Here is a 26,143-nt window from a genome sequence, read left to right as displayed (position 1 = left end):
GCTCCTTAAATAATAGCGTTTCTAATTGAGACGTGAACCCCATCAGGAACATAAGTCATAACTTTTGTTCCAGCCGGAATCGTAATCCAACCTAATCCATAAATAACAATATCTGATTTCTCATGAGCTGAAAAGATTTGTTGCTTCAATTTAGGGAAATCTTTGATATCGCTAGGAGGATTCAAGATGTCACCCAAATGTTTAGCGTAGAATTGGTCAGCGTTTTGTGTCTTCGTTCTATGCAATGGCAAGCCCTGGTTGACGTAGAAAGTAACATTTGTTTTATCATTTAGAAAGTCAAACCGAGTCAAACCACCAACAAAAATAGTTTGGCCATCACGTAGTTGGAAAGTTACTGGACGCAGTGGCTTTTTAGGCGTAATAGCTTTCAAATCCTTAGCATTCAAGTAATGTGCCAATTGATAATTGTGAATAATTCCTGGTGTATCGATCAAATTATGGCCATCGTCTAAAGGAATATCGATTCGGTCTAAAGTTGTTCCTGGGAATCTAGAAGTTGTGATCAAATTCTTAATATCCGAGTTAGAACTGATAATACGATTGATCAAGGTCGATTTACCAGTATTAGTCGTTCCAACAACATAGACATCTTTACCATCACGATATTTTTCGATCATTTCCATCAATTCATCAATATTAGTTCCTTTAACAGCTGAAACTAAAATCTGATCAGTTGATTTAATACCATTTTCTTTACTCTTTTGTTGTAACCAATTCAAAAGGCGATTTTGATTGACTGAGTGAGGTAAAAGATCCACCTTGTTACCAACAACTAGAATCTTTTTATCACCAACAAAGCGTTGCAATCCAGGGATCACACTGCCTTCATAATCAAAAATGTCGACTACATTAACTACTAGAGCATCTTTTTCTGAAATTGAATCTAACAATTTCAAAAAATCATCATCGGACACATCAACATCCGTGATTTCATTATAGTTACGAAGTCTAAAACATCTTTTACATAATAATTCTTTAGAATCATCTTCAAGATATTTCTTTAAGGTCGATGCTTGAACAAAACCAGGCTTGTCTTTATCTTCAGTCTGCAGTTTTGCCCCACAACCTATACAGTACAACTTTTCATCAATTTCTGTCATTTAATGAATCCTTCCAGTACAAATTCTTATCACGTTTTTGCATTGTTTTTAAAATTGGACGTTCAAAAAATCTATTTACGCGCGTCTTTTTAGCATCTGTTTCTACTAGTGGCTTAACCAAAACAGTCTTTAGACCGGCCATATTACCGGCTAAAACATCTGTCATGACTTGGTCGCCAACGAACAAGACACTATCTGGGTCAATATGTTCTTTATGAAGATGATTTAAGATAACAAATGGAAGTGGTTTGACCGCCCGAGCGACGATACTAACTGGGAGTTCATGGACAGCTTTTTCAACACGTTCATAACTATTGTTAGAAACGATCATAACCTCAATTTGATTCTTTGCCATTTGATTGAGCCATTTTCTTAATGAGAGGTCGTATTCATTACTGTTCCATGGTAAAAGTGTGTTATCAAGGTCAGTCATAATCGTAGTAATACCTAATTGTTTTAAGTCACTGACTTCAATATCGGTAATTTTATCAAGCATAATATATGGTTTAAACATTTTTAATCCTCATTATCCGCTCAATTAGTAAAAAAACGTAATTTGGGTTATCCAAATTACGTTTGTTTTTACAATTAAGCTAAAGCTTTTTTAGCTGTATCTACTAAACTTGTGAATGCCTTTGGATCTTCAATAGCGACTTGAGCCAACATCTTACGGTTAATGTCAACATTTGCTAACTTCAAACCATGCATCAATTTGCTGTAGCTGATTTCGTTCATTCTAGCAGCAGCGTTGATTCTAGCAATCCATAACTTACGGAAGTCGCGCTTAACTTGGCGACGATCACGGAATGCATAACGGTATGAAACCATGATTTGAGTATGAGCTGCTTTAAAAGTGATATGTTTTGAACCACGATATCCTTTAGCTAATTTTAAAACTTTCTTACGACGTTTGCGAGTTACTGTTCCACCTTTTACACGTGGCATAATGACTCCTCCTTTTGATTAAAAAAAATAAATAATTAGTATGTAGCTAACATTTGTTTGATACGTTTCATATCACTTGAACTTACCATACCTGGCTTAGCCAATTGACGACGTTGCTTCTTTGTCTTACCGTGGAAACGGTGACTTGTGTAAGCATGCATTCTCTTCCAACCACCATTAGCAGTCTTCTTAAATCTCTTTGCTGATGCGCGGTGTGTTTTTTGTTTAGGCATGAAAATCCCTCCACTATTTCTTCTTTTTGTTATCTTTTGCATTAATTGGATCAAGCATTAAGAACATACTACGACCGTCCATCTTAGGCTTAGTTATCACATTTGCAATATCTTTAGTAGCTTCTCCGACACGGTCTAAGACTTCCTTACCTATCTCTTTATGAGTAATTGCTCTACCCTTAAAGCGAAGAGAAACTTTGACCTTATCACCCTTAGATAGAAACTTACGAGCATTATTAAGCTTAGTATTGAAATCATTTTCCTCAATAGTAGGACTTAAACGTACTTCCTTAACACTAACGGTTTTTTGTTTTTTACGTGCTTCACGATCTTTCTTTTGAAGATCAAACTTATATTTACCATAGTCCATAATTCTGGCAACGGGTGGCTTTGCACCTGGTGACATTAGAACTAAGTCCATATTTGCAGCATCAGCTAAACGTTGTGCTTCTGCCTTTGGTTTAACACCAACTTGATCGCCATTTTCAGAAATCAATCGTACTTCTTTTGCACGTATTTGATCATTTATTAATAAATCTCTTGCTATGAGTAGTCACCTCCGAAGTAATTTAACCCACAAAAAAAGTGGGCCGCATAAGCATGCCCACTATGTATTTACGCAATCGTATTAACCTAGAGGCGAGTGCATAGGTGAGAAGCGGGCGCTTCTGCTTAATCTCAACAGTTAATAAGTATACTATAATAAATTGCTCTGTCAATACAATTTACCAAAATAATACCGTTATCCTGAAAGAATCAATACATTAAATCTACCATAATTTACTAGTAACAACAAACATTTCAACTCAAAATCTCATAAAAGGCATTTTCGTATCAGTTGCTAATTGTTTCAACTTATCAGCGTTGATACTTCCTTTTGGTATATCGACTTTGATTTGTTGATAAACCTTTAAAATCCCATCAGGAACTTTTTTATGGTGGGCGGAATAATACTTAGAAAAGCCATGAGTCAACTTTGTGATAACTTCAAAATAAACCTTATCATCGTTGTTACCCATCAACGGACGCGCACATTCCTCGACAGTCTTTTTCAACAACGCATCTGTTTTAAACTCCTGATCTGAATAAATTTTACTCAAAATTTTAACTAGATTTGAACTCTTTTCATCCATAATCATCCCTTCTTCAGTCTTATTATAGATAGAAAATTTCAAAAATGTAAAAAAATTTGTTTTCTACAAAATAGCTACTATTTTTCCTTCAGTTTGATGTTCTTTGATCAATCTCAAACCACTAGGAATTTGAGCAAATTTTATTTCCTTAGTAATCAAAGGGTCAATCACGCCTTGACTGACCAACTTAACTAACGAATTGGCCATTGTCGCTAAATCATTTAATTGGCCCTTATTGCCGCCGTGATGTGCTCCCCCTAGATTAACACTCAAAACACTTTGACCTTTCGCACCTAAATCATAATTGGTCAGATCGGGTGTGTTCAAAATATCCACGACAGCACCATTATAAGTCAGGCGCTCAAGATCTTTTTGCACTTCAATTCCACCGACCAAATTGATGATTAAATCGACTCCTACACCATGCGTGAGTTTTTGAATAACTGCCGTCGTATCCTCTTTCTTATAGTCGATCACGTAATCAGCACCGATTTTTTTAGCAAATTCAATTTTTTTCGTCGAGACTGTAGTAAAAACAGTTAAACCAAGATATTTTGCCAACTGGACAGCTATACTACCAACTCCACCAGCGCCGGCGTGAATCAAGACTGTCTTTTTACCGGTTAAATTCATTTTTCTAAATAACGAAGCATAGGCAGTCAATCCACTGCAAAGAATAGCTGCTGCTGCTTCAAAACTAACGTTGTCAGGTATTTTCGCTAAAACATTTGACTTTGCTTTAGCATACTCGGCGAAAACTCCATCCTTAGCTAAATCTCCGTGAAAAAAGACTCTCTGGCCTTTGGAAAATTTCTGATCACAATTATCTCCGACTTTTTCAACGATTCCGGCTGCATCTAATCCTAAAACATGAGGATCATTCCAACCATCGGGGTGATTTTCGATCAATTTATAATCGACTGGATTAAGTCCGACCGCACAAACTTTAATCAAAACTTCATTATCAGAAATTTTAGGGATTTCGACTTGAGAAACTTTTACGTCTGCGATTGAATTTTCGTTTTTAGCAATTGTTAAAGCTTGCATAATTTCCTCCAAAAAAAAATGTAAACCCACATTGTGAATTTACATTTTACTATTAATTAATCTTTATCAGTAACATCTTTACGACTGTAGTTTGCAATATCAGCGACAACTGAACTTACGAACATCTTAGCATTTTCTGAAACTGATTCTTCTTCACCATATTTTCTAACTGAAACTGTGGCGTCTTTAGTTTCTTCATCACCGACAACAACTGTGTATGGAATCTTCATTGTTTGTGAATCACGAATCTTGTAGCCCATCTTTTCATCACGGTCATCGATTTCAGCACGAATGTTCTTAGCACGTAATTCTGCCAAAACATCATTTGCATAATCCATATGAAGTTTTTGGTTAACAGGGATGATACGTACTTGTGTTGGAGCTAACCATGTTGGGAAGGCACCCTTGTAAATTTCAATTAGGTAAGCGATAAATCTTTCCATAGTTGAAACAATACCACGGTGGATCATAACTGGTCTGTGATCTTCACCATCTGAACCAACATATGTCAATTGGAACTTCTCTGGTTGCATGAAGTCTAGTTGAATAGTTGACAATGTTTCTTCATTACCAAGGGCTGTCTTTGTTTGAACATCAAGCTTTGGACCATAGAAAGCAGCTTCACCTTCAGCCTCGTAATACTTCAAGCCAAGATCATCCATGGCTGCTTTAAGCATTGATTGTGACTTGTTCCACATTTCATCATCATCGAAATACTTTTCAGTATTTGCAGGATCACGATAACTCAAACGGAATGTGTAATCGTTAATATCAAAGTCCTTATAAACTTCAACCATCAATTGTAGTGTACGTTTGAATTCTTCTTGAATTTGGTCAAGAGCAACGAATGTGTGACCATCGTTTAGAGTCATTTCACGAACACGTTGTAATCCTGATAAAGCACCTGATTTTTCATATCTGTGCATCATACCAAGTTCAGCGATACGAAGTGGAAGATCACGGTATGAACGGTTGTGGTGCTTGTAAATTTGAATATGTGAAGGACAATTCATTGGACGAAGTTCAAGCATTTCACCATCACCCATATCCATTGGTGGGAACATATCTTCACGGTAGTGTGCCCAGTGACCTGAAGTCTTATAAGCATTCAAGTTCATAAGGATTGGTGTGTAAACGTGTTGATAACCCCAAGCAACTTCCTTGTCGATGATATATCTTTCAATCACACGACGAATTGTTGCACCATTTGGCATCCAGTATGGAAGACCAGCACCAACTTCTGGGTCAACGAAGAATAAATCAAGGTCACGACCGATTGTTCTGTGATCACGTTCTTTAATTTCAGCACGACGCTTAAGATCAGCTTTTAGGCCATCTTCTTTATAGAAGGCTGTACCATAAATTCTTTGAAGCATTGGGTTACTTGACTTACCTTGCCAATAAGCACCAGCAACTGATAGCAATTCAAAGTGCTTTAAAGCTTTAAGATTATTTAATACAGCATCATAACCAAAGTCAACGAATCCATCAAGTGTGTATACTGGGATTTGAACTGAATCAATCGCATTGATCAATGATGATTTGTATGGATCATCTTTGAACATCTCAACTAATTCTTTCTTGTCCATCATTGATCTTTCAATCTTGTCATTGTTCTTGATGATTTTGTTCATCAAAGCAGAAATTTCTTTTAACTCATCAACACTGATTTGGCCTTCTTGACTATCAGTATCAACGTAAAAACCATCATCGTTTGATTGTTTTTCACCAAAGTGAAGATCTGCTTTATAACTCTTAGCAGCAGCACTGAAAACTAAAGCAGCTGTATTTCTCAATACCTTCAAGGCATCTTCTTTGTCTTCACCAGAAATGATTTCGATCTTTGCATCTTGTTTGATAGGACGTTCAAGATCAACTAAAGTGTCATTTAATTTACCAGCAACAGCTTTTTTACCCAATGATGTGCTAATTGATTTAGCAACGTCTAGTGTAGTTGTGCCTTCATCAAACTCCTTTACAGAATCATCTGGGAATGTTAACTTGATTTTTGACATTTACTATATTCCTCCTAAAATTAGACAACAAAAAATGCGTCTCTGAAGTACAGACATATTTCAAATATGTACATACTTCAGGGACGCATTTGCGCGGTTCCACCCACTTTAAAACTGTATAACAAAAACAGTTTTCACTCATTTGGTTATAAAGTAACCGTCAACTATACAATTTTATATGGAAGTGGTAACTCCAGTAATGGGTAAGCTTTCAGTAATCGTACCCTCCCTGAATAGAACCGAAGTGTTATCTTTCATGGCTTTATTGAAACATTAATTATTCTAGAATGCAAGTTATTTATTCAATCTTCTATTTTTTCCAGTCACAATTACTTCTCGAGAAAGGTACTTAACTCGCTCCATAATCCGTTTTGCTTTAACTGGCTCTTCTTCACCACGTTGATTGACAGATAAGTGTCGTTCAAATTCTTGCATTGAAAAATTGGATGAAAAGAAAGTTGGCAAATTTTCTTGCATTCGATACTGCAAAATAACTCCTAAAACTTCATCCCGAATCCAACTCGACATCGTATCAGCCCCGATATCATCCAACATCAATATGTCGGCTACTTTGATTTTATTAACTTTACTTAAAACGTTATTTTGACCAATTGAATCTTTCATTTCAATCGCAAAGGTTGGAAAATGCATTAAAGTTGTTCTCACATCATGCTTAAATAACTCATTAGCAATTGCACCGAGTAAATAAGTTTTTCCAACGCCAAAATCCCCCGCTAAAAATAAGCCAGGTGTAAAAGTATCTGAATTCAAATAATTGTCGATAAAGTCCAAAGCTTTTGCTAAAGCATCTTGACGGCCTTCACCATCGTAATCATCAAGTTTGGCATTTCTAATATCAGGCGCCATATCCATTAAGACAAAACTCGATTCGTATTGGCTACGTTTTTCTCGATTCTGCGTCCGTTCATTTGGATAATACGCTACTTCGATATTGTGATTGCTAACAATCAATTTAGGATAATATCCTTTGGACAATTCGCTATGATGATTCTTATTATTATAAAATTCATAAATACTAGCAGCACTGGCTGACAATGCATCTGAATTGATCTTGTCGCTATTTTCCTTCAAAAATTTTTGGACATCGGGATCATTTAGGGCATTGTTAAGCAGACGGCGATAATCCTCCGTCAAACTTTTTGAATTCAAATACTCTGCTAATTTACTACCTAAATTTTCCATACTTAATTGTCCTTATTTCTCAATTTTCTTAAGCGATCTTGCAAATCATTTTTTTCAGTTGCCGGATTTTTTTTGTTAGGAACTTTAGCTTTCACTTTGCTCCAATCGGTTGCTTGTTCAATTCGACGAGGCTTATTGTAGCGTTGTTTAGGATTTCTTGGTCGATTCTGAAAGTCATTGATTCGTTTCAAAGCATCTTCTGGCGTTTTAACGTTATTTTGCTGCCAATCATTAGCAACGGTTTCCATCAATGGCAATTGTAACGTTGGCGAGGTTTGTAAAATATAGTGCACCAAAATGTTTAAAACTGCTGTTGGCATAATTGCTTTCATCGCCATTTTTCTCAGCGCATTAGATTCTACAGTTCCTGGAAAACCATTACTTCTTTGCTTTTCTGCCGCTAAGAATTCAGCTGGTCGTAATTTCTTGGCTTGGCTGATCAATAATTGCTCTGAACGATCAAGATTATTATCATTTGCTGGTGTTTCAACTTCCTCATTAACTTGTTGGCGAAGTGATATATTGGAGTTCTTTTCAAATCGAGCTTGCACGGCCTTTTTTAAGCGCACTGGATCAATTTTATTCGTGACAATATTTGCAGTGCTCCCAATTAAATTCGACAAAACATTCTCGTCAATATCATAAAAAGCGTGTAGGCTTAAAATCAATTCTTGATTTTCCAACAAATCATCTGCACTGATCTTATATAACTGGTCAACCCGATCAACCAAGAATTCCCAGTCTAATTGGGGAACTTTTTCAGCATCGAGCGTCACTTTCTTCTTGTCAGAGCCACCATTAAAATCACTTTGAACATCGGCGACTTGTGAAGGTGTATTGATCAAATCATTATTATTCAATTTAAAGACTTCTAAGAAATCCTTAGTGATCTCATTAGAACCATTTAAGATTGATTTTGATTGTGAATATTTTTTGGCCAAAGCTCGAAATTTGCTTTCACCAATTTGTTCATACAAAAAGATACTTAATAAATCATCTTGAAAAAATTCTTCCGCCGTTAAAGGCTCTATCAATTGATAAATATAATAGGGACCGATTTCGTCTTTTTTTTGATACGTACGAATCAATCCTAATGCTTCAGCTTTGATCCGTGCTTGATAAAATCTTCGCAAATCGATTCCTAACAAACTCATCAAATCAGCATGACTTTTTCTTTGTGAGACCAATTCTTTATTCGGAACTTTTTCCCAAAGCAATAGGTACAAACTAAATGATTCAATCCCTAAAATCGGCAAATACAAATCGGTTAGGATATGACGATCATCGTCATTTAAATGACCGCTAGGCAAACACCAATAGCCGACTAGTGGCGTAAATTTATCTGATTCAAAATTACTTGCGGACACTTAAACTCTCCTTACTTTTTATCAATTTTTTTACCGTTTGACATCATTTCTTGAACCTCTTCCATGAAACCATTCATATCTTTAAATTCACGATAGACACTAGCAAAACGAATATAAGTAACATCGTCAACTTTAGAAAGAATCTTCATGACATGTTCTCCGATAACTTGTGAACGAACTTCACTCTCACCAGTTGATCTAATCGCATTTTCTACTTTATCAACGATATCGTTCATTTGGTCCATAGTAACCGGACGCTTTTCTGCAGCACGAACTAGGCCCCGAAGTAACTTTTCACGGCTGAATTCCTCTCGATTACCATTTTTCTTAATAACCAATAGTGGAGCTTTTTCTAATCTCTCAAACGTTGTGAAACGAGTCCCACAGTTCTCGCATTCACGGCGTCTTCTAATGGCACGTCCTTCATCACTGGGACGACTGTCAATAACTTTTGATGAATCATGATGACAATGTGGACAAATCAAAATTCCAGCCTCTTTTCTTTATTAAAGTTGCGATACTAGTTTATCAAATTCATTTTGTAAATGGTTCATATCACCCGAATTGTCAATCACAAAATCAGCGCGACGCTTTTTCTCATCCATCGACAATTGCGAATTGATCTGTTCTAAGGCAACTTTCTCCGAAATACCGTTGCGTTGCATTAAACGATGCAATTGAATTTGCGGCTTTACGTATAAACTAATCACGCCATCAAAATAGTTCTGATAGTTACCTTCGAATAATAAAGGTATTTCAAATATTGAAATATCTGGCTGTGAAGACTTTTTTACATCAGAAACCGTTTGTAAAATTTCTTTTTTGATTAAAGGCCGCGTAATCTGATTTAGCTTTTCAAGTTGTGCTTGATCACTGAATACGATTGAGCTCAATTTTTTTCGATTCAGAGTCCCATCACTTAACAAAATAGATGATCCAAATTGTTCTGTGATCTGTGCTAAACCAATTGTTCCTAGCTTAACAACTTCTCGAGCAACATAATCTGCATCATAAACAATGAATTTATTTTGTCTAAATAAATTTAAAACTGTTGATTTACCGGAAGCAATTCCTCCAGTCAAACCATAAATCTTACTCATTTTACTACCTGGCACTTTGGACAAAAATGGGTACCACGACCGCCAACTTTAATTTTTTGAATCTCGGTCCCACATCTTGGACAAGGTGTTCCTTCTTTTCCGTAAACTTTTAGATTATTTTGCATATTACCTTTGTGACCAGTCGAATCAATGTAAGTACGCACAGTTGATCCACCTGATTCGATTGCAAGTTTCATTTCTTGATTCGAAACGTCAATTATCTTTTGAATATCAGTATCAGTCAGATGATTAGCCGAAGTTTCAGGATGAATCTTGACTTTCCATAATACTTCATCTACATAAATATTGCCTAACCCACTCATGACTGATTGATCAAGCAGCACCGTCTTAATATCCTTACGATGTCGCATAATCCTTGACTTGAGATTATCAAACGTGAATTCTTTTGACAATGGCTCAGGACCAAGTTTTTTTATTGATTTATTATTTGATAAATCATCCGTAGGCCATAACTGCATTCGACCAAATTTACGAACATCGTTATAAATCATTTTTTGACCATTATCTAAAGTAAAAATGGCATGAGAATGTTTATCGATGGCACTGGGGTCAGCAGAAATTCGATAACGACCTTCCATTCGCAAATGACTAATAATTGTATATCCATTATTCAAATGAATCAACAAAAATTTTGCACGACGGCCAATATCTTCAATCACAGCTCCAGTTGTGAATTCAATGAACTGATCAACTGAACCAGTGATCAAAGCTTGATAACGAATTTCGACATGGGTAATTTTACGCCCTTTGACTTGAGCTTGTAAACCACGTCTAACCGTCTCTACTTCTGGCATTTCTGGCATTTTATCACCTACTATTTAGCTTCATACCAAGTTTTTCCATGTGCTGTTTCAACTTTTAGCGGTACGTCGAGTCTGACAGCTGAATCCATCACACTTGGTACTAATTTTTCTAACATTGGAATTTCTGATTTTGGTGCTTCAAAGATCATCTCATCATGTACTTGCAATAATAGATTAGCCTGTAATTTTTCTTTTTCAAGCATCTTTTGCATATTGATCATTGCTACTTTGATTATATCTGCAGCACTACCTTGAATCGGTGTATTCATAGCTGTTCTTTGGGCAAAGTTACGAACATTGAAATTCTTTGAATGGATATCTGGCAAATAACGACGGCGATGCATAATCGTTTCAACGTATCCATTTTCACGAGCGTATTTAACGATATCATCCATATACTTTTTAACACCTGGATATTGTTCAAAATATGACTCAATAAAAGCCGCCGCTTGTTTTCGACTGATACCGATATTTTGAGACAATCCATAATCACTAATTCCATACACAATTCCAAAGTTTGTAGCTTTTGCCTGACGACGCATATTTGGAGTTACTTCATCAGTGCTATTCAATCCAAAGATTCTCATAGCCGTATGAGCGTGAATATCATAGTCTTCATTGAAAGCTTCTTGCATATGTTCATCCCCAGAAATATGAGCTAGAACACGTAATTCTACTTGTGAATAATCAGCTGAGAAGATTTCCCAATCTTTATGTTGGGGTACAAAAGCCTTCCTAATTTGTTTTCCCTCATCAATTCTGATTGGAATATTTTGCAAGTTTGGTTCAATTGATGACAAACGACCAGTTTGAGTCAAGGTTTGAAGATAGATCGTATGAATTTTATTATCCGGTTGCACAAATTTTTGTAAGCCTATTACATATGTAGATTGAATTTTTGAAATCTGACGATAATCAAGGACTAATTGGACAACTGGCGACTTATCTTTTAGTTTTTCTAAAACATCAACTGAAGTTGAGTAACCTGTTTTTGTCTTCTTAATTACTGGTAACTTCAAATCTTCAAACAATACTACACCCAATTGCTTAGGTGAATTAATATTAAATTCTTTGCCAGCTTCTTGATAGATTTTCTTTTCAATTTCACTCAATTTTGTGGCGAAAGTATTTTCCATTTCCTTTAATTTAGGAACTTCAACTGTGATCCCTTTGATCTCCATCTCCGCCAAAACAATTGACAATGGTAATTCAATCTCATCGTAAAGACTATCTTGATCATTATCCTTTAGTTCAGACATCATTTTATCTTTTAAATCAAAGATAACTTGCGCCTTTTGAGCGAGAAAATTCAATAAGATATCATTATCTTCTGGGACAGCCTTCTTTACACCTTTACCATAAAATTCTTCTTCGCTTGGTAGATTAATATTATAATTTTTAGCTACTAGACCAATATCTTGTTTATTATCATTAGTATCAAGTAAGTAAGCAACTAAAAGCATATCGAACGTTACGCCATTAAGCTGACAACCATAACGATGCAATAACGCTATAGTTGCCTTGTTATCAAAGAGATATTTCTCTTTAGATCCATCACTTAACCAAGATTTTAACTTATCATTTTCTAAAATTGAAAAATCAGTGGTTCCATAAAAATTTGTGCCATCAGAAATTAAAATACCAATGATTGGATCGATATGGTAGTTATTTCCAAAACCTTCAACAACTAACGTATGTGTTTTATCACTTTGAGAAATCTTTTCAATCGCTTGTTCGTCTAAAGTATTAACTTCAATTTTAGCCAAATCTTCAGCACTATCTTGAGGTACATCCATTCGATCTAAAAATGTTCTAAAATTCATTTTTTGATAAAACTGCATCAATTGCTCTTGATTATCACCATGATATTCCAAATCGCCAATATTTAGTGCTACTGGTGCATTCAAATCGATAGTTGCCAATTTTTTACTCAAAAATGCTTTATCTTTATCGTTGATTAGATGTTCTTTTAATTTACTCTTCTTCATCTCATCAACGTGTTCATAAATGCCCTCAACACTACCGTATTGATCAAGTAATTTGATGGCAGTCTTTTCACCAACTTTTTCTACCCCTGGATAATGATCAGATGAATCTCCCATTAAACCTTTCATATCAATAATCTGCTTAGGGGTGATTCCTAATTTTTCTTTGACATGTTCAGGTGTATAACTCTCAGTTTCGGTAACACCTTTGACATTCACTTTAACCGTTATTTTATCAGTCGTTAATTGAGTTAAATCACGATCCCCAGTAATGATCGTGACATCCATGTTGTCCAACTCAGCTTTATGCGCCATAGTACCAATAATATCATCAGCTTCATAATCGGGTAATTCATACGTTTTAATTCCGCGATAATTTAACATCTCTTGAATCAACGGTAATTGTTCCATCAATTCCTGTGGCGTCTTTGCCCGTGTGCCCTTATATTCATCAAACATCTTTGTTCTAAAAGTCGTTTTACCAGCATCGAAAGCTACCAATGCATGTGTTGGTTTTTCATCTTTTAAAATTATTTCCAACATGTTATTAAAAGCATACAAGGCATTTGTATGAATTCCATCGCCATTGACAAATTTATCTAAAACATTATGCATGGCAAAGAATGCACGAAAAGAAACACTATTTCCATCAATTAAAAGTAATTTTTTATTTTCTGACATATTTTCTCCAATAAAACCGAAATTAACTACATCTATTTTAACAAATCAGAGCCCTTTGTAACAGTTTCAGAAAAACTTCCAACGACTAAATATGCAATTACAATAGGACTACAAAAAGGCTAGGATGATCAAACTTTGATTACCCTAGTCTCTTTTTCAAATTCAGCATCTCTAATTATTTTTTTCATATTTGAAGTGAACATAAATTACTGATACTAAAACCAATAATGACAAAATAGTTAACAAAATAAAGTCGTTTTTAGCACCTAAAACAGTATTAAGAACTTCATTTTTTGAGCCACTAGTCAATGCTGCCGCTGAAATCACAACTGATAACACATTAGTCCCTAATGAACCAGCGTATTGTTGCATCATACTGAAAAGCGAATTTTGATCTGATTTTTTTGGACCCTGAACTTGCATACTACCATCAGAAAGTGACGGACCAAAGCCAAAGTTAAAGCCAAGTCTAACAATAATATAAATTATGGTAATACTCATTAAACTTAAATCATTACTCTTAAACCAAAACATTGCTGAACCTATTGTTATTAACAAACCACTGATCAATAGAGGAAAAGTAGCACCCTTTTTATCGTACAAATGACCGGCATAAGGCCCTAAAATCGCTCCTAATAGTGAACCGGGCAGTAACATTAGACCTGCCTGAGCTGAATCTAATTTCAAAGCTGTTTGAGCAAAGATTGGCAATACAAACGATAAACCGATATTAATAAATTGTAGGCTGAAATAACTAAATAACCGTAATCTTAAAACTGGTAACTTTAAAATTGAAAAATCGATCAACTGCCGTTTACTTTGATGATTATACCAAGCAAATAACCCGATAAAGATGACCGATAAGACAGCCGCTAAGAAAAATTGCCATGAAATAAAATTATAACTTCCAGCTTGATTGAATGTGTATAAAATCATTGAGAAGATAATTGCTAAACCCAATACACTCAAATAATCAAAGGATATTCCTTTGGTACCACTGGCCTTCCCTCTGATAGAAAACCAACCAATAATAGCCAATAGAATAATTAACGGAATTACTCCAACAAAAATTTCTCGCCAAGTCCAGGCTTTATTAATGATCCCACCATAAGTGGGTCCTAAGGCTGGTGCTAATGAAATCACAACTCCAGCTAAACCAGTATACAATCCCAATTTAGAAACTGGGATTTCTTCAAAAATCAGATTGAACATTAATGGAGTCGATAAACCTGTAGCGATGGCTTGCAATAATCTTCCAATCAATAAAATCGAAAAATTTGGAGCAGAAAAACAAATAATCGAACCGACTAGACACAATGAAGTCGCAAATATAAAAATTTTTAATGGATCAAATTTTTTTAATATAAAGGCTGTTGTACTCATAACAATTGTTGTTAATAATAAATACCCTGTCGTTAGCCATTGGACAGTATTCAAGCTGACGTCCAAGTCTTTTGTCAAAGTTGGAAATGTTACATTCATCGAAGTCTCAATCAAAATTCCGGTAAATGATAATAATCCAACCGCTAAAATCGATAATTTCACTCGTGTTGATACTACATCTTTCAAATCAATACCTCTTCCACAAAAAAAAGCCATGACAATTAGCTCTGTCATAGCTTCATTTTAAATTTTATTGTTGATTAGGATTCAAGGTACTCAATAATTGTTCATAAGCAGTTTCATACTTTTGAACATCACCTGCACCCATGAATATCATAACGGTATTATGATACTCCAATAATGGTGACATGTCATCAAGTGTTAGAACTTTACCACCCTTGTGAATCTTGTTGCCAAGGTCTTTACTAGTAATATCTCCATGGGCTTCACGAATGGAACCGAAGATATTTGTTAAGTAAACTTCATCAGCTAAATCAAGTGACTTAGCAAAATCATCCATCAAGGCTAAGGTTCTAGTATAAGTATGTGGTTGGAAGACGGCAATGATTTTCTTATCAGGATATTTTTGTCTAGCAGCATCAATCGTTGCTTTGATTTCCTGTGGATGGTGAGCATAGTCATCAATGATAACTTGATCAGCTACTTTCTTTTCACTGAAACGTCTCTTAACACCACTGAATGTTTGAAGTTCACGATTAATCAAAGCATGATCTAGATTTTCCATATGACCGACACCAATTACAGCCAATGAATTCAAAACATTGTGCTCACCGAACAATGGTACTTGGAAGTTCCCAATATTTTCACCGTTGATAGAAACATCGAATGATGAACCTTTAACAGTACGTTTGATGTTTGTTGCACGAATATAATCTGATTCATTTAAACCATAAGTGTAAATTGGTGTGTCAGCTTGGATAGACTTGGCATGTTTATCCTCGCCCCAAATGAAAATACCCTTCTTAGTTTTTCTAGCTTCTGATTCAAAAGCATCAACAACATCGTTGATTCCACCAAAGAAGTAATCTGGATGATCAAAATCAATATTAGTAATGATTAAATAATCAGGTGAATATGCTAAGAAATGACGACGATATTCATCGGCTTCGAAAACAAAGAATTTTGCATCCTTGATACCTTTACCAGTACCATCACCGATTAAGTAAGATGTCTTAGCAATTCCACTTAAAGTATGAGCTAACAAACCAGTTGTACTAGTCTTACCATGCGAACCGGCAATACCGATTGAAGTGTATTCTGAAACTAATTTACCAACTAGTTCTGGATATGTAATTACTTGTAAATGCATATCATTAGCTTTTTTGATTTCTACTTGATCATCATTAAAAGCGTTTCCTTTGACGATAGTTAAACCTTCGTGAATATTATTTTCATCGAAAGGTAAAATCTTAATTCCTGCTTGTTCAAGTCCACGTTGAGTAAATGTGTATTTATCAATATCTGATCCTTGAACTTCATATCCTAAATCTTTCAAAATAAGTGCTAATGCACTCATTCCTGTTCCTTTAATTCCAACAAAATGATAAACTGTCTTTTCCATAATAGCTCCTAATTGAACAAATTCTTTGCTTCTTCAAAATCAAATGCTTGACCAGCTTGGCCATGATCAAGTACTAGAATACCACGTTTTTGTGGTGCATTAGGAATACCTAATTCACGAGCAGAACAAATCATCCCAAAACTCTTTACGCCACGCAACTCACCTGGCCAAATTTCTTTACCGGTAGGCATAACAGCACCTGGTAATGCAACTACAACTAATTGTCCTTGGTCAATATTAGGAGCACCGCAAACAATTTGAACTGGCTTATCCAAACCAACATCAGTTTGAGTAATGTGCAAATGATCTGAATCAGGATGAGCTTTCATTTCATCCACATGTCCAATTACAAACTTAGGACTTTCATCAGCAACTAATTTGTCAGAAAAACCTGCTTTAGCAAGAGCATCGTTTAAAATAGCCACTTGCTTTTCATTTAGAAAGACTTGACCGGAATCATTTTGAATTCCCAATTCTTCCCCTAAACCAAAGAAATTAAAACCGATGGCTTCATCATTTTCTTCGTTAAAAATACGTACTACATTATCTTTTTGAACACTATCTTGAGTTTTGACATCAGTAGCTGTCTCAACAATTAAGATATCACCCAAAACTTCTGAATTATAAAAGCTTAATAGCAAGTTTTTCCCCTCACTTGATTAATTATTTGTTAATTACACTGTTAATAAAGGTCTCAACTTCTTCTTTAGTTTTTCGATCTTTATTTACTAGTCTACCAATTTCTTTGCCATTTTCAATAACAACAAAGCTAGGAATACCCATAATTGATAAATCTTGTGCAGCTTCCATGTTGTTGTCACGATTGAAACTGATCCAAGTAAAATCAGAATATTCTTGTTCTAGTTCAGGCATCTTTGGTTCGATAAATTTGCAGTCAGGGCACCAGTCAGCGTGGAAAAATAGCACATACTTTCCTTCCTTTACTGCTTCATGCCAATCTTTTACATTATAATCTTCAATTTCTTTCATAATTAATTTCACCTCTGTCAATAAGATACTTTTTATTTTTAAAACGGTCAATTAAATGTTCTTGAACCTTTGAATGATATATAATAGTGGTAATATATCATTAAATCGAAATCAAGGAGTGATTTTTTATGAGTAAAAAAGGTATCGGTTCATTAATCGTTGCTGGTTCTGTACTTGTAGCTGGAGCTTGTGCAACAGTTTTAGTAAAACACCATCTAGATAGCGAAAAAATAATTGATAAAGTTAAGTCCGTTTTGGGCGAAGATAGCAAAGTCATTGGTTCTTGGGTTGAACCATTCTACCAACGTGTTGACGTCAATGGACGTTCTACTTGGGGAATCGTTGGTGGCGTAACGACAATGGACGAATTTGACGTTGCTCAATATCACTTCATTGCTGATGCCATTACAGGCGAATTACTAAATATTAAAAAAGTACAATAATCAATAAACTAATTTTCAAAATGGGCTTTCAGGTAATTAATCCTGAAGCCCTTTTTTGAGAACTTTTCTTCGTATTCAGTTTCAATATTTTGAGCATTCATTGTTTCATTATTATGTAAATCTAATGAGATTTCATCAAACTTCATGCCAAAATTATTCATACTGATCAAAGAATATTCAAACAGGCCTTGATTATCAGTCTTAAAGCGAAGATAACCATCGTCCTTTAAAATATATTGATATTGTTTCAAAAAGCTCTTATAAGTCAAACGGCGCTTTTCGTGACGTGTTTTAGGCCAAGGGTCAGAAAAGTTCAAGTAAATTCCATCAACTTCACTTTCCGCAAACAATTCTGACAAGTCAGCACCATTTGCCAAGAGTAATTGCAAGTTGGGCAATCTTAGCTCAACTTGCTTTTTTAGTACTAAGGCAATTGCACCTTCTTGAACATCCATCGCAATATAATTATTTTGTGGATTTTCTTGAGCCAACTCAGTTATGAACTTTCCTTTTCCAGAACCAACTTCAATGAATAGAGGTTGAGTTTTGGCAAAGCGATTTTGCCACTTACCTTGCATATTTTCAGGTTGCACTGCAATTAGGTCAAGGTTTTCGTTGATCATATCCTTAGCCCAAGGTTTGTTTCTTAATCTCATAAATCAAAATTCTCCATTAATCTAGATATTTTTTCAATTGTCTTGGCATGTAAAAGTAATTTACAAACACTAAGACAGCAAAACCAGCAATAATAATAATAAAACTATTAGTACTCAAGCCAAACTTATATAAAATAGCCAAAGCACTAATGATCCATTGAATAGCCAAAATAACGGTACTCAATTTAGTAAATGAAGCAATCTTTTCTTTTCCAGAAATTGGATAAAGCCGTTGCATTAAATTTTGCATTACTTCTTTAAAGTAAGGTTTCAATTGGAAACCAACTAGGTAAATAAACAGCATTTCCACTATCAAGGAAATATAGAAACTGTCGATCAGACACAACATGATTGCTTGAATAATCGTCAAACGTAAAAATAAGCCAATATATTCGTTATTTCTAACGAATCCACGAGCAAATAAAAATAGATATGTGTTCGCCTTTTTAGGTTTAATGAAATTAAATAATCCATCTAACCACTTTCGGCGCTTGATTTTACTATTAACACCGGGAACATCGGTGAAAAGATTGTAGAATCTTTTAATACGAAACATTCTCTGATTTTCAGTGGCAATAGCATATTCCCATTGCAAACGACCACTGGTTTCTAATGGCTTTACTCGCACATTTAAGAATAAGTAATAGATGACCGCTACGATTATCATCAATGCGCTAAAGAAATAAGTTGAGATAATCAATGATACTAGTAATAAAATATTTGAAAACAGCTTTAAATTCAAACTACCCAAACGATTCTCACCATATAGAGCCATGAAATTAACATTCAAAAAGCCTAATTTGAAAACTATCAAACCGATAGCAATCAAAACAACGTCAATTATTTTTAGTCCAGCAGCCCGAGATGCAAAAGCTGATAGTAAAAAATTGACCAAGGCTAGTGTCACAATTGGAATAAAGACACTGTAATTCTTTGCCGCTCTGAAATAACGATAAAACTGCTTTTCCTTTACTAACAAGAAAGTGCTGTCAGGATCTTCCAGTAATGTAGCAATCCCACCAATTTGAACCGCCAAGAATAAAATTAAAATTACAATCGGTTTTCCTAAAATCAATTGATGATGAATCGTACCCAAAAGATTAGAATACCAAAATCCTAAGGCTCCTATCAATACGATAAATGCTAAAACAAAATTATCGTTGAAAATTAGACGCAAATATTTAAATTGATTAAGTTGATGTCTTCTTAATCGTTTTTGCCAAAGATCAGTCATTATAAGTCCTCTTGTGACATCTTGATATAAATATCATCAAGATTAGTATCTGCTTGCATATTAAATTTCTTTTTCAATTGATCAAGTGTCCCATCAGCTCTCACTTGTCCTTGATTGATCAAAACAAATTTGTCCGCATGATTTTGGACTGTTGCTAAAATGTGGGTTGACATCAAAACCGAACATCCAGCTTTCTTCTTAGCTTCAACAATATTCAACAAGTCATTTACCGCCAGTGGATCTAGGCCTGTAAATGGTTCATCAATAATGAATAGTGACGCATCTGTCATGAATGCACAGACGATCATCACTTTTTGTTTCATACCCTTTGAGAAATTCTGAGGGAACCAATCTAATTTATTGTCCAAACGAAATGTTTTTAACAACTTATTAGCATTCTCCCAGGTTTTATCATGATCCAAATCATAAGCCATGATCGTTAAATCGATATGTTCTCTTAAAGTTAATTCCGGATAAAGGATTGGCATTTCAGGAACGTAAGCAATCTTCTTCCGATACTTTTCTACATCGTCGTGCAAACTAATGCCATCGATCAGTATTTGACCACCACGTGGCGTCAAAAGCCCAATGATATGTTTGATCGTGGTTGATTTACCAGCTCCATTTAAACCAATCAAACCAACGACTTGTCCACTCTCAACAGTGAACGTCTCTTTCTTTAAAACTGCTACTTGACCGTACCCTCCGGTCAGTTCTTTTACTTCTAAAGTCATGGATTAAACCACCTATTGTCTGTTTTTAATAATGTTAATATGATAGCATTGTAGTAAATATATTGCTGATTTTGAAAGGAGATTTTTTACATGGATGATTGTGTTTTTTGTAAAATTATAAACAACGAAATTCCAAGTACTACTATTTACGAAGATGACGATATCAAGGCTTTCTTTGATATTTCACAAGTTACACCTGGACATACTTTAGTAGTTCCTAAAAAGCACGTTAAGGATATCTTCGCTTATGACGAAGATTTAGCAGAACGTGTTTTCAAGAAAGTACCAATGATTGCCCGTGCTATTAAAGCTTCTAACCCTAAAATCATTGGGATGAATATTTGCCAAAATAACGGTGAGATTGCCTATCAAAGCGTTATGCATTCACACATTCATTTAGTCCCTCGTTATTCCAAAGATGATGCCTTCTCAATGCACTGGGGTGACAATACTGGTCTAGCTAGTGCTGAGGAACTTCAAAAACGTGCCGACAAGATCAAGGAAAACTTGGAGGATTAAAATGAAATTTTTTAGTGGATTTGTAATTGGTGCCGTTTCCGGTGTCGCAATTCATCTTGTCCAATCAAAAGACGCTATATCTAGTGTTTATGATACCAAGATATTCCAGAATATAAAAGATTTTAAAGATATATTAGCCGATCTTCAAAAGAACTCCGCTCAAGTACCTGAAGTTATCTCTGGAATTTCTGAAGACTTGAATAATTATTCTAGAAGTATTAAACCAGACGTTGAAGAACTACAAGCTTCAATTGCGGAAATGAAAGAAAATCTCGATAAATTCAAAAAAGACTAAGTTTAAATATGAATTTTTTGTGATTTTTTCCTAAAATGACAATCTTTTAACAACATTTTATGGTAGTCTTTTCAATTGTAGATATATTAATTAAGGATGTGTAAAGATGAATAAACGATTAACTAAATGGATCTTGGCACTTGCTGGTCTGTTAATGGTAACTGTCGTTGCTGGTTGTTCTGGCAATAAAACTGTTGCCACAATGAAGGGTGGAAAAATTACCCAAGAAGAATACTACAAAGAAATGAAGAGTTCTTCTCAAGGTAAACAAACACTTCAAACAATGATTATCACAAAGGCCCTAGAAGACCAATATGGTAAAGACGTTTCAACAAAACAAGTTACAAAAGAATACAACAAGTACAAGAGTCAATACGGTTCTTCATTTAGTTCAATTCTTCAACAAAATGGTATGACAACTGCTCAATTTAAGAAGAATATCCGTACTAACCTTCTTACAAAAGTTGCTTTGAAGAAGAACAAGAAAGTTACTGACAAACAACTAAAGAAAGAATGGAAGAGTTACCAACCTAAGATTACTGTTGCACATATCCTCGTAAGTAAGAAATCAACTGCCGAAGAAGTTATTCAAAAACTTCAAGACGGTGGCGACTTCACAAAGCTTGCTAAAGAATACTCAACAGATTCTGCTACAAAGAACAAGGGTGGTAAATTAGCTGCCTTTGATAACGATTCAACAAGTATCGATACTGACTTCAAGACAGCTGCATACAAGCTAGATAAAGTCGGTGATTACACAACTACACCTGTTAAGACAAGTTACGGTTACAGTGTTATCAAGCTTCTCAAGAAACCTGCTAAGGGTACTATGAAAGAACATGAATCAGAACTAAAATCTAAGCTATATGCTTCATGGCTACAAGATTCAACAGTTATGCAAAATGTTATTTCTAAAGTCTTGAAGAGAGCTGATGTTTCTATCAAGGATAGCGATTTGAAAGACGTTCTTTCAGGTTATGTATCATCATCTTCATCAAGTAAAAAATAATCAATAAATTAAAAGAATCCTAGATTTTTTCTAGGGTTTTTTTATTAGTCGCTAACTGCCGTCCTCCGCGATAAACTAAATAACACTTCTATTTCTAACACCCTTTTAATAGTCATCGTTTTCTTCTCAAAAACAATATCGACAAAAAAGAGAATCCTACTTATTGCAGTAATTACTGCGATTTTAGTAAGATTCTCTTTTTCATTTCTATCAACTTAAAAATTATAGAAGGTAAACTCAAAGAATAGGATTTAGTCTAACAGTTCTAAGAAAACGGCATTAGCTATGCTTATAAAATGAACGGTTATCTAATCCAAAGATTCGCTCAGAAAACTTACCATTCTCAGTTTTATCTAAAGCCTTTGTAATCATATTGATTGAAGCATCCATCATATCAATGTTGTGTAATACTTCAGCTTCAAGTAATTTAGGACGTTCTGGCGAGCCGTATTCTAATAAACCGTGATGAGATAAAATCATATGTCTCAAAAGAATCATATCCTCACTATCCAAACTAATATTCAAATCAGTCGCTGCTTTAACAATTTCTTCATCAACGATTGTGATATGACCTAGCATATTACCTTCGAAGGTATATTCAATATCCAAACTACCCGATAATTCAATGATTTTACCGAAGTCATGTAGGCAAGTACCGGCAATCAATAAGGCACGATTGATCTGTGGATACAAATCTGCAATCTTTTCAGCAATCCGCACCATACTTAATGTGTGATAAGCTAAACCGCCTTGAAAATCATGATGATTGCTTTTGGCAGCAGCACTAGTAAAGAACTGGTCATGATACTTCTTAAACAAGTAACGTACGATCCGATTCCAAGCACCATTAGTGATTTGTAAAAAGACGTCATCAAATTCGTTTTCCATATCTTCACGCTTCATGGGAGCTGTTTGCACGAATTGTGACATATCAACTGTCTTTTCATCCAAAACGCCTAAGCGAGTAATATTTACTTGTGGTTTACCTTGATAGAGATCACGCCGTCCTTCTAGTTGAACTACCGCACCAACATGAAATTTCTGTGCATCTTCTTGACTGGCATCCCAATACTTTCCGGGAATCTGTCCTGATTTATCTTCAAAAACCAGTGATAAAAAATTCTTACCATTCTTTGCAAGACGAAAATCTGAACGCTTGATAATAACTTCCAAACTCATATTTTCACCCTTATTAAAATCAATAATATGTTTGGCCACTATTCGTTCTCTCCTTCCAAATTTAAAATGTGATCTGAAGCTATATTAGCTGGTTTCTGTGCTGTAACGTAAATTACTTGATTGGTTTGGGCAATTTTTTCAATCAATTTTAAAACATTATCTGTTCTAGTAATATCAAAATCAACAAAAGCATCATCAATTAAAATTGGTAACTTGATCAAATCGGATATTTCGGTCACGAATGCTAATCTCAATGATAGATACAGTTGAACCGTTGTTGCCTGTGATAATTCATGAACATCAAATTGATTATTATTTGTGCTCCATACAACAATACTATTATTCTTGAAATCAATTCGATTATAATTTTTATTCGTCAACAATGAAAAATACTGTGTAGCTTGAGCAATCATCTTTGGATAACGATTTTCTGTCGCTATATTCAGCATCTCTTTGATCCATTTACTAGCCAATTTTTTAGCTAACCAATCATCGTAATATTCAATAATATCAGTTTTATTTTGAGCTAATTGATCAACAACTCTTTGATACTGCTTATTGTCAAATATCTGCTGCATCTGTTCCTTTAAAGAACCCATTTGTCTACTCAATTGATTATTCTTTTCAGTTAATTGTGTCTTTTGAGCAACTATTTGATTCAAATCGTTAACTAACGCATCGTGATTAGAATATTGTTGTAAATCCTTTAAATCATCCCCTAAAAAGGCTTTGTCCTGTTTAATTTGATTGATAGTATTTTGATTCTTAACTTGTCTAGTATGCAATTGGACAAAAGATTCAACACTTGGCAAATGGTATTTAGCAACGATTTGATTGATCTCATCATTGATGGCTTGTAATCTTTGATTACGATTATCTGTCATTTTTTGGGTGGCTGATTCGTTTTGTTCGTTCAAATCAGCTCGAGCCTTGATTTGATCTAAATTCGAGAAATATTTCTCAATTTGTTCATTATAATTATCTTTTTTATACGATTTATCTAAAACATTCAATTCAATTAAAATATTACGCCACTTATTCAAATCCACTTCAATTGAATCGATACCATCGACTAAATTCTTTTGTGAAGTTCGAAAATTTGCTAATTGGATAACTGTACTTTGTAAGTTTAAAATGTTCTCTCTCGTTAAATTCAAATAACCTTTTTGTTGTAAGAATGGAAAATTACCATCACTCTGCAATTTTTTATTGCGTCCTTGATACCAATACCAAATGCCGCAAGCTATCGCGATAACAGCAAAAATCATCTTCAAAGGATTACTTGTCACAAACATCAAAACAACGGCGGCAATGGTAATTATCAATGGTAGATTATAATTTTTAGTGTTCGGTTCTGGAGTAATATCCTCCAATTCTTGACTTGTTAGCGGTTGCATATCTTCGGATAATTGAGGGTTATCTTTAAACAACTGATCAACTTGCGTATCGACCTTTAATAATTTAGATTTCATATCATCGCGATGAAATTGTAAATTTTGCAACTCAAATTTCTGATTGCGGATATAATCCAAACGTTTTTGATGCTGACGATAATTTTTCAAAATTGCTTTTTCAACATTGTTTAAAGTTGCCACACGATTTGTTGTTGAGGTCTCTGTCAAGGTACTAAGTTCTTGATTATCAGTTAAAAAGTTTTCCCAATCTTCACTACTGATTTGAACTTCTTCGTCAACGGGACTAGTCATCTGAAATTGTTCATAACGAACCCATTTCTTATCTAAATTACGTAAACTATTCTCTTTTTTAGTGATCGGTTCTAATAATTTTTTGTTAGTATCAAAATCATTTTGAGTTTTTGAAAGTTGTTCAGTAACTTTTTTATAAGCAGTTTGTTGGTTATCAAATTCTGCCTTTTCAGCCAAGAGGTCATCACGTGCTTTTAATTTAGCCACTAAGGGTTGTTTTTGACCACGTTTTTTATAAATAGACTTAGCAGCTTGATTAAATTTATCCGCCGTTGCTAACCATTCTTTACTACCTACTGCTCCAACAGACATGATTTCAGTCTCTAGTTGATTTTCGTCCAATCCATAAATTGAAAAAATATTCTTATCATCAAATACGTGAGTATTTTCGAAGTCATCTTTGGTAAAACTATCCACTATCTCTTTAATTAAACTTTCAGGAACCGGTTGGTCATCGTGAAAAAGACTTACTTCGCCATCACCTTTTCCTTCAATTCTTTTGATTAACCAATGACTTTGATCGTTATCAAGAAACTCCAATTCACCACCGTATTTACTACTGTTCTTGGGTTTATACTGCAAAAATTTATTTTCCCCACGACCAGAAGCAAAACCGAAAAGAATGCTTTTAATAAAGTTTAAAAGGGTTGTTTTACCAGCCTCATTGGAACCAAAAATAACTTGATAATCTTGTTTGAAGTCAAACTCTTGATCGACCCATTTACCAAAGCCATATATTTTTGCTTTAACTAATTTCAC

At 34.7% G+C, this 26,143-nt stretch carries 27 protein-coding genes; 4 read left to right on the top strand and 23 right to left on the bottom strand.

Translation table 11 applies throughout. The annotated features are described in order from the left end of the window. Nucleotides 1–5: 5 nt before the first annotated feature. The 18 genes from yqeH to U8521_RS03165 form a co-directional block, all read right to left on the bottom strand. On the bottom strand, nt 6–1,121 hold the full coding sequence (yqeH, locus tag U8521_RS03250) for a ribosome biogenesis GTPase YqeH (RefSeq protein WP_334333016.1): 1,116 nt from the start codon (nt 1,119–1,121) through the stop codon (nt 6–8). Next, nucleotides 1,108–1,635 (bottom strand): YqeG family HAD IIIA-type phosphatase, encoded by a 528-nt coding sequence (locus U8521_RS03245; protein WP_334333017.1) that lies wholly within the window; start codon nt 1,633–1,635, stop codon nt 1,108–1,110. The genes yqeH and U8521_RS03245 overlap by 14 nt, the downstream gene beginning before the upstream one ends. 74 nt (nt 1,636–1,709) lie before the next feature. Further along, a complete protein-coding gene (gene rplT, locus U8521_RS03240; protein ID WP_025084494.1) occupies nt 1,710–2,066 on the bottom strand; it encodes a 50S ribosomal protein L20 in 357 nt (118 codons plus the stop codon). A 35-nt stretch (nt 2,067–2,101) separates the two neighbouring features. Next, nucleotides 2,102–2,299, bottom strand: a complete 198-nt coding sequence (gene rpmI / locus U8521_RS03235) for a 50S ribosomal protein L35 (RefSeq protein ID WP_025084493.1) — start codon at nt 2,297–2,299, stop codon at nt 2,102–2,104. Nucleotides 2,300–2,312: 13 nt separating this feature from the next. Further along, nucleotides 2,313–2,846: a translation initiation factor IF-3 gene (gene infC, locus U8521_RS03230; protein ID WP_135371541.1), complete on the bottom strand. Its 534-nt coding sequence runs from the start codon at nt 2,844–2,846 to the stop codon at nt 2,313–2,315. 259 nt (nt 2,847–3,105) lie between these two features. Beyond that, complete coding sequence (locus U8521_RS03225) at nt 3,106–3,432, bottom strand: bacteriocin immunity family protein (RefSeq protein ID WP_334333018.1); 327 nt, start codon at nt 3,430–3,432, stop codon at nt 3,106–3,108. A 63-nt stretch (nt 3,433–3,495) separates the two neighbouring features. Beyond that, nucleotides 3,496–4,479, bottom strand: coding sequence for a zinc-binding dehydrogenase (locus tag U8521_RS03220; protein ID WP_334351853.1), 984 nt, complete (start codon nt 4,477–4,479; stop codon nt 3,496–3,498). A 56-nt stretch (nt 4,480–4,535) separates the two neighbouring features. Then, nucleotides 4,536–6,494: a threonine--tRNA ligase gene (gene thrS / locus U8521_RS03215; protein WP_334333020.1), complete on the bottom strand. Its 1,959-nt coding sequence runs from the start codon at nt 6,492–6,494 to the stop codon at nt 4,536–4,538. 294 nt (nt 6,495–6,788) lie between these two features. Continuing rightward, nucleotides 6,789–7,697, bottom strand: coding sequence for a primosomal protein DnaI (gene dnaI, locus U8521_RS03210; RefSeq protein WP_334351852.1), 909 nt, complete (start codon nt 7,695–7,697; stop codon nt 6,789–6,791). A 2-nt stretch (nt 7,698–7,699) separates the two neighbouring features. Then, nucleotides 7,700–9,064: a DnaD domain protein gene (locus U8521_RS03205; protein ID WP_334351851.1), complete on the bottom strand. Its 1,365-nt coding sequence runs from the start codon at nt 9,062–9,064 to the stop codon at nt 7,700–7,702. 11 nt (nt 9,065–9,075) lie between these two features. After that, the gene (gene nrdR, locus U8521_RS03200) at nt 9,076–9,549 is read right to left on the bottom strand and encodes a transcriptional regulator NrdR (protein WP_135371547.1); all 474 of its coding nucleotides are present in this window, start codon (nt 9,547–9,549) and stop codon (nt 9,076–9,078) included. A gap of 21 nt (nt 9,550–9,570) precedes the next feature. Next, nucleotides 9,571–10,164, bottom strand: coding sequence for a dephospho-CoA kinase (gene coaE / locus U8521_RS03195; RefSeq protein WP_334333023.1), 594 nt, complete (start codon nt 10,162–10,164; stop codon nt 9,571–9,573). After that, nucleotides 10,161–10,988 (bottom strand): DNA-formamidopyrimidine glycosylase, encoded by an 828-nt coding sequence (gene mutM / locus U8521_RS03190; RefSeq protein WP_334351850.1) that lies wholly within the window; start codon nt 10,986–10,988, stop codon nt 10,161–10,163. Before mutM ends, coaE begins: the two co-directional genes overlap by 4 nt. An 11-nt stretch (nt 10,989–10,999) precedes the next feature. Then, complete coding sequence (polA, locus tag U8521_RS03185) at nt 11,000–13,654, bottom strand: DNA polymerase I (RefSeq protein ID WP_334351849.1); 2,655 nt, start codon at nt 13,652–13,654, stop codon at nt 11,000–11,002. A gap of 171 nt (nt 13,655–13,825) precedes the next feature. Beyond that, nucleotides 13,826–15,229 carry an MFS transporter gene (locus tag U8521_RS03180; RefSeq protein ID WP_442886118.1) on the bottom strand — a complete coding sequence of 468 codons (1,404 nt, stop codon included), beginning with the start codon at nt 15,227–15,229 and terminating at the stop codon, nt 13,826–13,828. Nucleotides 15,230–15,287: 58 nt separating this feature from the next. Beyond that, nucleotides 15,288–16,619 (bottom strand): UDP-N-acetylmuramate--L-alanine ligase, encoded by a 1,332-nt coding sequence (gene murC / locus U8521_RS03175; RefSeq protein ID WP_334333027.1) that lies wholly within the window; start codon nt 16,617–16,619, stop codon nt 15,288–15,290. An 8-nt stretch (nt 16,620–16,627) separates the two neighbouring features. Further along, nucleotides 16,628–17,260 carry a YtpR family tRNA-binding protein gene (gene ytpR, locus U8521_RS03170; protein WP_334333028.1) on the bottom strand — a complete coding sequence of 211 codons (633 nt, stop codon included), beginning with the start codon at nt 17,258–17,260 and terminating at the stop codon, nt 16,628–16,630. Nucleotides 17,261–17,282: 22 nt separating this feature from the next. Further along, on the bottom strand, nt 17,283–17,609 hold the full coding sequence (locus U8521_RS03165) for a thioredoxin family protein (protein WP_135371554.1): 327 nt from the start codon (nt 17,607–17,609) through the stop codon (nt 17,283–17,285). 128 nt (nt 17,610–17,737) lie between these two features. On the opposite strand from U8521_RS03165, the gene U8521_RS03160 reads away from it, so the two are divergent. Further along, nucleotides 17,738–18,052, top strand: a complete 315-nt coding sequence (locus U8521_RS03160; RefSeq protein ID WP_135371555.1) for a hypothetical protein — start codon at nt 17,738–17,740, stop codon at nt 18,050–18,052. A gap of 8 nt (nt 18,053–18,060) precedes the next feature. On the opposite strand, the gene trmB is transcribed toward U8521_RS03160, so the two are convergent. From trmB to U8521_RS03145, 3 genes are read right to left on the bottom strand one after another with little or no spacing between them, the layout of a single operon-like run. Continuing rightward, nucleotides 18,061–18,708, bottom strand: coding sequence for a tRNA (guanosine(46)-N7)-methyltransferase TrmB (gene trmB / locus U8521_RS03155; RefSeq protein WP_334351847.1), 648 nt, complete (start codon nt 18,706–18,708; stop codon nt 18,061–18,063). A gap of 16 nt (nt 18,709–18,724) precedes the next feature. Beyond that, entirely contained in the window at nt 18,725–19,942 is a 1,218-nt protein-coding gene (locus tag U8521_RS03150; protein ID WP_334351846.1) for an ABC transporter permease, read from the bottom strand. Next, nucleotides 19,942–20,676, bottom strand: a complete 735-nt coding sequence (locus U8521_RS03145; protein ID WP_334333031.1) for an ABC transporter ATP-binding protein — start codon at nt 20,674–20,676, stop codon at nt 19,942–19,944. The genes U8521_RS03150 and U8521_RS03145 overlap by 1 nt, the downstream gene beginning before the upstream one ends. Nucleotides 20,677–20,766: 90 nt before the next feature. On the opposite strand from U8521_RS03145, the gene U8521_RS03140 reads away from it, so the two are divergent. The 3 genes from U8521_RS03140 to U8521_RS03130 all read left to right on the top strand — a co-directional run bounded on the left by U8521_RS03140 (nt 20,767) and on the right by U8521_RS03130 (nt 22,499). Further along, entirely contained in the window at nt 20,767–21,195 is a 429-nt protein-coding gene (locus tag U8521_RS03140) for an HIT family protein (protein WP_334333032.1), read from the top strand. A gap of 1 nt (nt 21,196) precedes the next feature. Further along, entirely contained in the window at nt 21,197–21,490 is a 294-nt protein-coding gene (locus U8521_RS03135) for a hypothetical protein (protein ID WP_334333033.1), read from the top strand. A 106-nt stretch (nt 21,491–21,596) separates the two neighbouring features. Then, nucleotides 21,597–22,499 carry a peptidylprolyl isomerase PrsA gene (locus U8521_RS03130; protein WP_334333034.1) on the top strand — a complete coding sequence of 301 codons (903 nt, stop codon included), beginning with the start codon at nt 21,597–21,599 and terminating at the stop codon, nt 22,497–22,499. A 279-nt stretch (nt 22,500–22,778) separates the two neighbouring features. Here the strand turns inward: U8521_RS03130 and U8521_RS03125 are convergent, their stop codons facing one another. Together U8521_RS03125 and U8521_RS03120 are read right to left on the bottom strand one after the other, a co-directional pair. Further along, nucleotides 22,779–23,720, bottom strand: a complete 942-nt coding sequence (locus tag U8521_RS03125; protein WP_334333055.1) for a 3'-5' exoribonuclease YhaM family protein — start codon at nt 23,718–23,720, stop codon at nt 22,779–22,781. Continuing rightward, nucleotides 23,717–26,143 carry an ATP-binding protein gene (locus tag U8521_RS03120; protein WP_334351845.1) on the bottom strand — a complete coding sequence of 809 codons (2,427 nt, stop codon included), beginning with the start codon at nt 26,141–26,143 and terminating at the stop codon, nt 23,717–23,719. The genes U8521_RS03125 and U8521_RS03120 overlap by 4 nt, the downstream gene beginning before the upstream one ends.

The organism is Companilactobacillus miaonis (assembly GCF_036913615.1).
GTDB lineage: Bacteria > Bacillota > Bacilli > Lactobacillales > Lactobacillaceae > Companilactobacillus.
This window is presented reverse-complemented; position numbering and strand designations above follow the sequence as displayed.